The sequence below is a fragment of the Microcystis sp. M_QC_C_20170808_M9Col genome (assembly GCF_007095495.1).
In the GTDB taxonomy this organism is placed as follows: domain Bacteria; phylum Cyanobacteriota; class Cyanobacteriia; order Cyanobacteriales; family Microcystaceae; genus Microcystis; species Microcystis aeruginosa.
The window spans coordinates 1-10,125 of the sequence record NZ_SFBZ01000037.1 but is presented as its reverse complement, the minus strand read 5'-3'; the positions used below and the strand labels follow the sequence as shown (position 1 = coordinate 10,125).

Below are 10,125 nucleotides of genomic sequence, written 5' to 3'. Positions count from 1 at the left end.
GCTTCTGAAATGGGGCGAAAGTCTGTGGACTCTGTGTAAGACAGTACATGGTTTTTTAACTGTGGTATGCGACGGTGGTGGAAGCAGAAACTTAAATCGTGAGGTTTAGGAATCGCCGCCCTAAAAGTGCGGCGAGGATGTCAATAGCCCTGCTTCATCTGGTGGAGCAAACATATTTGATGTTAATATTGTGATTGCGATCGTAGCCTATGCTCTCTTGAGCTATACTTTGCACGGCTATAACTTGCATTTTTTCCTCAAATCACTCTAGTATTAGATAATGCCCGCTATCAAAAATGTAAAATTGTTGAATAATTGGCTCTTTCTTTGTCAATAGAATTACTCTATCTGCCGTCTTATAGCCTAATCTAAATTTAATTGAAAGCCTGTGGAAATTTGTCAAAAAGAAATGTTTATATGGTAAATATTATGAAAACTTTTCCGACTTTTCTTCAGCTATTTATGAATGTCTGAATGATGCCTATCTGAAACATAAAAAAGAACTGGATTCCTTGCTCACTCTAGGATTTCAGAAGTTTAATAAATCTCAGATTATGAACGACTAAAGTATATCAGTTATCAGTCATCAGTAATCAGATGTGAGTTTTCAGTTCACAAGGGCCGAATCTAAAACCTAATTGGTTAAGCTAAAAGCTTTGATGTGCCTAGTTTCTAACCTTCTTTTTAGGTGAGAGAATTGCCAGATTCTTTCTTTTGCCTCTTGCATGAGTGACTCTTGCCTTCAGAACCTGATTACTGTTTACTGTTTACTGACCACTGAAAAAAACTCCCATCAACAGTGTCTCACTGATTACTGTTTACTGTTTACTGATTACTGTTTACTGTTTACTGAAACAACTCCCAACACTTAATATATGAAATGGACAGATAAAGATCAGATAATTATGCAAGGGATCGATCGACCCCTAGGCAAATATTATGCGGCACGATTGAAAGCTCAGGGAACCTGTTTAGTAGCGGGGGTGGCTAGTGGCCACGGTGGTGAGATAATCGCAGAGATACCAGTGTTTGATCTAGTGGCCGAGGCCGTTGCTGAAGCGGGAGAAATCAAGACCAGTTTAATTTTAGTCCCCCCCAATCAAGTCCTAGATGCGGCCTTAGAAGCGATCGCAGCAGCAATTCCCCAATTAATTATCGTCACCCCCGGAGTTCCCCCCTTGGATCTGGTGGAATTATTAAAGATAGCTAGTACCACCGGGACATTAATTCTCGGCCCCGGCAGCCAGGGTGTGATTATTCCCAATTATCTTTGGTTGGGTATTTGTGAACCGAATTTTTATCAATCGGGGACAATCGGTCTGATCACCCGCGGCGATCGCATAGGGGATGAAGTGGCGAAAACTTTAACAGCAGCGGGGTATGGTGAATCTATGGCGGTAAATTTGGGTACTGACGGCATTATTGGCTCCAATTTGTCCCAATGGTTGCAGGTTTTTGAGGAAGATGAAAATACCGAGGCAATTCTCCTCGTCAGTCAGGTGGGGGGAAAGGCCGAAATCGAGGCAGCCAAATATATTGCCTCGGCGATCGAAAAACCAGTGATTGCCTATCTTGTGGGGTTAAATGCAGCGATTGAAACCAATTTCGGCGATACAGAAACAATTATTTCTAACCAACTTTCCTACTCTGTTGCCGCTAAGAATACCAGAAAAGATAGCTTACGTCATTTTCAAGAAGCTGGGGTGACAGTGGTAGAAAAATTAGCCGATTTACCTGCCTCTTTAGCTAAAGTCTTGTCCTGAATTTGACCCCATTGCTCCAATAATATTTATAATCCGACAATATTCTGCGAAAATAAGCACCTAACAGGATGTTTCACCCCCATCCTGCCTAGGGGATTTTCGATGACAATTCCTAAGAGCTACTATATCATGGTAGATCACCTGTGATTCCTCAGACCGGCCAAGATAAAGACGGCAACAGGCAAAAATTAGGAAAAATCAGCGACAATCGAAACGGCAAGATCAAAAAAAATTCTATTCTAGATTGACCCTTTCAGCAGACCAACTATCCCACCCTTCTAGACAACGACCCTAAGGATAACTTCTATGGCGCAACAAAATAACCTAAAAACCGACAATATACACCAAATCGATCCCTATTGGGGTCCCCGATGGCTCGTAGAGGAACGGGACGCTTGCGGAGTCGGTTTTATTGCCGATGTACGCGGTTCTGGTAGCCATCAACTGATTGAACAGGCCCTTTTAGCCTTAGGTTGTTTGGAACACCGGGGAGGCTGCAGCGCCGATCAGGATTCCGGGGACGGTTCCGGTATGATGACCGCTATCCCCAGAGATGTCCTCGCTCCTTGGTTCGCCGAAAATGGCTTAAATATGCCAGAATCTGAGCGCCTAGGGGTGGGTATGGTCTTTCTTCCCCAAGCGGCCCAAGAACGCACCGACGCTAAAGCACACATCGAAGAAATTGTCAATAAATATAATATTAAGATTTTAGGTTGGCGCGCTGTTCCCGTCCGTCCCGAAGTCCTCGGAAGACAAGCAAGGGAAAATCAACCCTACGTCGAGCAAATTCTGGTTACTTCCCCCGATTTAGCCGGTTCTCAATTCGATCGCCTACTCTATATTGCCCGTTCTGAAGTCGGTAAGCAACTGGCCGATGATTTCTATTTCTGTTCCTTTTCCTGTCGCACCATTGTCTATAAAGGCATGGTACGGGGCGAAATCCTGCGAGAATTCTATCTAGACCTGCAAAATCCCGCCTATAGCAGTCAATTCGCTATTTATCACCGACGTTTTAGCACCAATACCCAACCGAAATGGCCCCTCGCTCAACCGATGCGCTTATTGGGTCATAACGGCGAAATTAACACCCTTTTGGGCAATATTAACTGGATGTCGGCCCGGGAACCCGCTTTAGAAACGGAAGGTTGGACCCACGAAGAATTACAATCCCTGACTCCCATTGTTAACCCCGCTAACAGCGACTCCTATAACCTCGATAGCGCCCTAGAATTATTGGTGAGAACCGGTCGCAGTCCCCTAGAAGCAGCTATGATCCTAGTGCCGGAGGCCTACAATAATCAGCCGGATTTACAGGATTATCCCGAAATTATCGACTTCTACGAATACTATAGCGGTTTACAGGAACCCTGGGACGGTCCGGCTTTACTGGTATTCAGTGACGGGGGAATCGTCGGCGCTTGTTTGGATCGCAACGGTTTGCGACCGGCCCGTTATAGCATTACTAACAACGGTTATATCGTCGTTTCCTCGGAAGCGGGAACTATTCCCCTCGATGAAACCACCATTATGGAAAAAGGTCGTCTCGGCCCCGGTCAAATGCTCGCGGTGGATCTGGAAAAAGGCGAAATTAAGCGTAATTGGCCGATTAAACAGGAAATTGCCCGCTCTAATCCCTACGGTGAATGGGTGAAATCCCAACGCACCTTTATTGACAAAGAAACAGCGATAGACATTCCCGCTCCTAGTCATCTCCTTCCCAGGCAAACCGCTTTCGGTTATACTGCCGAAGATGTGGATATGATTATCGTTCCCATGGCAGAGCAGGGAAAAGAACCGACTTTCTGTATGGGTGATGACACTCCCCTAGCGGTCCTCTCCAGTAAACCCCATCTTCTCTACGATTACTTTAAACAACGTTTTGCCCAAGTTACTAACCCCCCCATCGATCCCTTACGGGAAAGTTTAGTCATGTCCTTGACTATGTATCTGGGACGACGGGGCAATATACTTAAATTAGGGGTTGATGACGCACATTTACTGAAATTAGACTCTCCCCTGCTCAATAATGCGGAATTAGCCAAAGTTAAAACCTCTAGCTACAGAACAGCCGAACTTTCTACCCTTTATGATCTGACCACCGGACCGGGGGGATTAGAAACCGCGATCGCTCATTTGTGCGCTGAGGCCGCCAAGAAAGTAGCATCGGGAGCGGAAATTTTAATTCTCAGTGACAGAACTGCTCCTATTGACGAAAAAACTAGCTATATTCCCCCCTTATTAGCTGTTGGTGCCGTCCATCATCACCTGATTCGCTCACACTTGCGTTTAAAAGCTTCGATCGTGATCGACACGGCCCAATGTTGGAGTACCCATCACTTCGCTTGTCTAATTGGTTATGGCGCTTCCGCAGTCTGTCCCTATCTGGCCCTAGAAACGATCGCCCAGTGGTGGATCGAGCCAAAAACTCAGAAATTGATGGAAAATGGCAAATTAGAAGCTATTAGCCTCGAAAAAGCCCTAATTAATTACCGCAAATCCGTAGAAGCGGGATTACTGAAAATCCTCTCGAAAATGGGCATTTCTCTCCTATCTTCCTACCATGGGGCGCAAATTTTCGAGGCGATCGGATTATCGGCAGATTTAGTTAAACTAGCTTTTAACGGTACTACCAGTCGCGTCGGGGGTTTAAGCATTGCTGAGGTGGCCCAAGAAGCGATCGCATTCCACAGCAAAGCTTTCCCCAATCTTACCGCTAAAAAACTAGAAAACTACGGTTTTGTCAACTACCGTCCGGGGGGAGAATACCACATGAATTCCCCGGAAATGGCGAAAGCACTCCATAAAGCCGTGGCCGCTCACTCCCAAGGGGAAGGATATGACCATTACGAAACCTATCGTCAAATCTTGCAGCAAAGACCTGTCACCGCTTTACGGGATCTATTAGAATTTAACAGCGATCGAGCCTCAATTGCCATCGAAGCAGTAGAATCGATCGAAAGTATCCTGCAACGCTTCTGCACAGGGGGAATGTCCCTCGGTGCCTTGGGCCGGGAAGCACACGAAACCCTAGCGATCGCCATGAATCGCATCGGAGGTAAGTCCAATTCCGGAGAAGGGGGAGAAGATCCGATCCGTTACACCAGCTTAAGCGATGTGGATGCAGAAGGACATTCCGTGACTATGCCCCATCTAAACGGCTTAAAAAACGGTGATACGGCTAATTCTGCCATTAAACAGATAGCTTCGGGTCGTTTTGGAGTCACTCCCGAATACTTAATGAGTGGAAAACAGCTAGAGATTAAAATGGCCCAGGGAGCAAAACCGGGAGAAGGAGGTCAATTACCCGGGAAAAAAGTCAGTTCCTATATTGCCATGTTACGGCGATCAAAACCGGGAGTAACTTTGATTTCTCCCCCTCCTCACCACGATATCTACTCGATCGAAGATTTAGCGCAATTAATCTACGATTTACACCAAATTAACCCCCGGGCCAAAGTTTCCGTCAAATTAGTGGCCGAGATCGGTATCGGCACAATTGCGGCCGGAGTTGCCAAAGCTAACGCTGATATTATCCAGATTTCTGGCCACGATGGTGGTACAGGTGCATCACCCCTAAGTTCGATCAAACACGCGGGTAGTCCCTGGGAATTGGGAGTGACGGAAGTGCATCGGATGTTAATGGAAAATCAACTGCGTCATCGGGTGATTTTGCGCGCAGATGGAGGACTAAAAACCGGTTGGGATATCCTCATGGCTGCTCTGATGGGTGCGGAGGAATTCGGTTTTGGTTCCATTTCCATGATTGCCGAGGGGTGCATCATGGCCCGCGTCTGTCACACGAATAATTGCCCTGTGGGAGTCGCTACCCAGCAGGAACGTCTGCGAGCTCGTTTTCCAGGAATTCCCGCTCATGTGGTCAATTTCTTTACTTTGGTGGCTGAGGAAACGCGGCAATTATTGGCGAAATTAGGCTATCACAGTTTAAATGAGGTGATTGGCCGGGCAGATCTGTTAAAAGTGCGCTCCGATGCTCGTTTAACTAAGACAGAATCCCTCAATCTTGATTGTTTGTTGAATTTACCCGATGGCCGTAGTGACCGCTCTTGGTTGCAGCACGAGGAAGTACATAGTAACGGTGCTGTCCTCGATGAGGAAATTCTAGCCGATAGCGAGATTAAACAGGCGATCGAGCAACAGGGAACCGTCAGCAAAACCTACAGGATTGTCAATACCGATCGCTCCGTCGGGGCGAGAATTGCGGGGGTAATTGCCCAAAAATACGGTAATGACGGCTTTGAAGGCGAAATTAAGCTCAATTTCCAGGGCGCAGCTGGTCAAAGTTTCGGAGCCTTTAATTTACCCGGTGTCAATCTCCATTTAGAGGGAGAAGCTAACGATTATGTGGGTAAAGGCATCTACGGCGGCGAAATTGTCATCTTACCGCCCCAAAACGCCAATTATCAGCCCGAAGATAACGCTATTATCGGTAATACCTGTCTCTACGGGGCCACCGGTGGGGTATTATACGCGAATGGTCGCGCTGGTGAACGTTTTGCTGTCCGCAATTCCACTGCGAAAGCGGTTATCGAAGGGGCCGGGGATCACCTCTGTGAATACATGACCGGTGGGGTAATTGTCGTGCTTGGTTCCGTCGGTCGCAACGTCGGCGCCGGGATGACGGGAGGATTAGCTTATATCCTTGATCCGTCCCTACCGGAGAAACTCAACCCGGAAATTGTCAAGATTCAACGGGTTGGCACGGCTGCCGGTGCGGAACAGTTAAAATCTTTAATTGAGGCCCATGTAGAACGCACTAATAGCCCCAAAGGTAAGTTAATTTTAGCTAATTGGGATAGCTATCTCGGTCAATTCTGGCAAGTGGTCCCTCCCTCGGAAGCGGATAGTCCCGAAGCGCAAATTAGCGCGGAGAAAACCTTAACTTCGGTGTAATTTCTTTGGGGTGCGTTACTCTTGGTTAACGCACCCATTGATTAATTTTTGACTGCGGAGTTGATTAATGGCTATGCTGCCCATCCCCACCACCTATACTAGCTATACCCAAGCACAAGAACATTTTCTTCAGGTTTTAGAACAAGTAGAACTGGGAAACTCGAAAGATTATCTCAGACAGCTGCTACCACTTCTCTAGAAGAATTACGTCAAGAATTGGAGACCGAGATTGAGCCAGAAAAAGCCGCAGAGGTCTGAAACCGAAATTGTGCGAGTTTTTCCTCAATTATGCCTAATCCAGTATTCCGTCAACCCCGTTAAGCTTTTTTCACGAAAATAACGTCTTTTTCGACCTTGACTTGATAGGTGGTTAGATTGCCTTTTGGGGGTTTATTCGTGACGACCCCAGTGGCGGTAAATTTTCCCGGATGGCAGGGACAAGCTAAAATCTGTGCGCCAGTATTCCATTTCACCGTACAGCCTTCATGGGTACAAGTCGGGTTTACTGCACTGATCTTTTTCGCCTTTTTCTCCCAGATTAGGAGCAAGGAGCCGACCGGGGATTTTTTATCCAGAAAACTGCCTTTGGCTTCTAATTCTTTGAGGGTAATGCCCGTCACTTTCACAAAGCCATCCGCCGCTTGGGCCGGGGTCATCTCTTGGTCGGTAGCCGTCCCTAGGATTTCTGGGGCGCAGGCCATGGCTCCGCCAACACCAACGAGGGCAACAAATTCACGACGATTCATGGGATTAGGTTTTTCCAACAGTAACGTTAACTTTCACTGTACCGTAGAAGCTCTTTCCATTCAATTAATTTCTAAGTGCGAGTAGAGAGGGCCCGTAAGCAAACGCCTGACCAGGATTAGGCTTCAGAAGCTAGTTGCGACCGATAATTAATTTTTGAGGGTTCAAAAATGGCAAAAATAAGGATTAAATGGCATAAAATATGTAAATAGACTATTTAGTTAATTATTATTCATTCTTAATTCTCCTGACTCCTGACGACCGACTCCTGACTCCTAACCCTAACAACAATTTTTGATTTTTACAACACTCCTAATGAATCCCCTCGTCAATTATTTTCGCAACCTGCACGAAATCCACTCCTCCCAAGCAGCCGTAAAAGAAACCTCCTACTACGGCACTCTCGAAACTCTCCTCAACGAAATCGGTAAAACCCTAAAACCGCGAGTGCGCTGCATTATCAACCTCAGAAATCAGGGTGCGGGATTGCCGGACGGGGGACTTTTTAACGTCGATCAATTCCCCAAAAATCAAGAATTAGAACCTTTTACGGCGATTTTTCCCGAAAGAGGCGCAATCGAGATTAAGGGAACCAAAGAAGATATCAAAAAAATCGCCGCCAGCGAACAAGTACAAAAATACTGGCAAAAATACGGTCAAGTATTAGTCAGCAATTATCGCGATTTTCTGCTCATCGGTCGCAATAGCCAAGGTCAACTGGTAGAATTAGAAGCCTATAGTTTAGCCCCGTCAGAAGCCGAGTTTTGGCTAAAAACCTCAAATCCATCCAAATTTGCCGCCGAACACGGTGATAGCCTCTTAGAATACCTAAAGAGAGTGCTTTTACAGGCGGCTCCTATCACTTCACCAGCCGATGTTGCTTGGTTTCTTGCTTCCTATGCGCGCGACGCAAAAGCACGCTTAGAACATCATTCCGATCTTCCCGCTCTGGCCAATATTCGTCAAGCTTTAGAAAATGCCCTCGGTATCAAATTTGAACGGGAACAGGGAAATAAATTTTTCCGTTCTACCCTCGTGCAAACCCTCTTTTATGGTTTATTTTCCGCTTGGGTATTATGGCACAAGCAAAACCTCAATCGCGAGGATAAAGAGGATAAGTTCGATTGGAAATCCGCAGCCCACCATCTCCATGTTCCCATGTTAGCGATCCTATTCGAGCAGATCGCCGCACCGAGTAAGTTAAAATCTTTGGGATTAGTAGAAGTTTTGAATTGGACCGGTGCAGCTTTAAATCGAGTGCGACGAGAGGAATTTTTTCGTCAATTCGATGAGGGACAAGCGGTACAGTATTTCTATGAACCATTTTTGCAAGCTTTTGATCCCGATTTACGCAAAGAATTGGGAGTTTGGTACACTCCTCCGGAAATTGTTCGCTATATGGTAGCGCGAGTCGATCGAGTTTTGCGAGAAGAATTAAATATCGAGGACGGTTTAGCTAATCCCGATGTTTATATTCTCGATCCTTGCTGTGGAACTGGTGCTTATTTAGTCGAGGTTTTGCGCTATATTACCGATACTTTACAGGAAAATGGGGCGGGTGCTTTAGCCATGGCTTTGGTGAAAAAAGCAGCCATAGAAAGAATTTTCGGTTTCGAGATTTTAACCGCTCCTTTTGTCGTCGCTCATCTACAATTAGGTTTATTCCTGCAAAGTTTGGGTGTACCTTTAATAGAAGATAGTGAACGGGTGGGGATTTATCTGACTAATGCTTTAACCGGTTGGCAACCTCCCGATGAGGAAAGTAAACAGAAAATTCAACAGCTACAATTAAGTTTTCCGGAGTTAAATAAGGAACGAGAGGCAGCCGATGAAGTTAAGCGCGGTAAACCGATTTTAGTTATTCTCGGTAATCCTCCCTATAATGCTTTTGCTGGAACCAGTCCCGCAGAAGAAGCGGGTTTAGTGGAAGTGTATAAACAGGGTTTAATCTCCGATTGGGGGATTAAAAAGTTTAATCTGGATGAGTTATATGTGCGCTTTTTTCGTTTAGCAGAAAGATGTATTTCAGAAAATACCGGTAAAGGAGTTGTTTGTTATATTTCTAATTTTTCCTATCTCGGTGATCCTTCTTTTGTGGTGATGCGACAAAGATTTTTACAAGAATTTGATCGCCTTTGGTTTGATTGTCTCAATGGTGATAGTCGCGAAACAGGAAAGTTAACCCCTGAAGGTAATCCCGATCCTAGTGTTTTTTCTACTCAATACAATAAGGAAGGGATTCGAGTCGGGACAACTATCGGACTAATGGTAAGAAAGGAAGTAAGGAATAAAAATGTTGATGTCTATTTTCGCCATTTCTGGGGAGTTGCTAAACGAGAACAGTTATTAGATAGTTTAAACAATCAAGATTTTGATGCTTTTTATCAAGTCTCTAACCCAGAACAATCTAATCGTTATTCTTTCCGTCCCTCCGATGTTTCCTCTCACTATTTAGCATGGCCAAAGTTAACAGATTTATCTTGTCAAGATTCATCATTAATTATTCCATTACAGGGTATGGATGAAGATCGTGCAAATGCACTGATAGATTATGATCAAGATATTTTATCATTAAGAATGCAAAAGTATTTTGGCTCTTCGTTACCCTTTATGCTAAATCAACATACAAGATGCCAAGATAACATACTTCTAACCCAAAAATTCCGAAAGTTTCTAAAGCCATAGCCTCTCCGTTTTATTAGTTTAA

3 protein-coding genes and 3 pseudogenes are annotated in these 10,125 nt (G+C 45.2%); 5 read left to right on the top strand and 1 reads right to left on the bottom strand.

The genetic code is table 11. The annotated features are described in order from the left end of the window. Window positions 1-261: 261 nt before the first annotated feature. The 4 genes and pseudogenes from EWV68_RS02530 to EWV68_RS02515 form a co-directional block, all read left to right on the top strand. Window positions 262-566, top strand: a pseudogene (locus tag EWV68_RS02530) (transposase); the annotation flags it as partial. Between the two features lie 309 nt (window positions 567-875). Then, a complete protein-coding gene (locus tag EWV68_RS02525) occupies window positions 876-1,763 on the top strand; it encodes a succinate--CoA ligase subunit alpha (protein ID WP_287168706.1) in 888 nt (295 codons plus the stop codon). Window positions 1,764-2,069: 306 nt separating this feature from the next. Beyond that, on the top strand, window positions 2,070-6,674 hold the full coding sequence (gene gltB, locus EWV68_RS02520; protein ID WP_287168705.1) for a glutamate synthase large subunit: 4,605 nt from the start codon (window positions 2,070-2,072) through the stop codon (window positions 6,672-6,674). A gap of 67 nt (window positions 6,675-6,741) precedes the next feature. Continuing rightward, window positions 6,742-6,932, top strand: a pseudogene (locus EWV68_RS02515) (hypothetical protein). A gap of 59 nt (window positions 6,933-6,991) precedes the next feature. On the opposite strand, the gene EWV68_RS02510 reads toward EWV68_RS02515, so the two are convergent. Continuing rightward, window positions 6,992-7,420, bottom strand: a complete 429-nt coding sequence (locus EWV68_RS02510) for a QcrA and Rieske domain-containing protein (RefSeq protein WP_287168703.1) — start codon at window positions 7,418-7,420, stop codon at window positions 6,992-6,994. A gap of 313 nt (window positions 7,421-7,733) precedes the next feature. Between EWV68_RS02510 and EWV68_RS21765 the strand changes: the two are divergent. Then, a pseudogene (locus EWV68_RS21765) lies at window positions 7,734-10,022 on the top strand (N-6 DNA methylase); the annotation flags it as partial. Window positions 10,023-10,125: the final 103 nt, after the last annotated feature.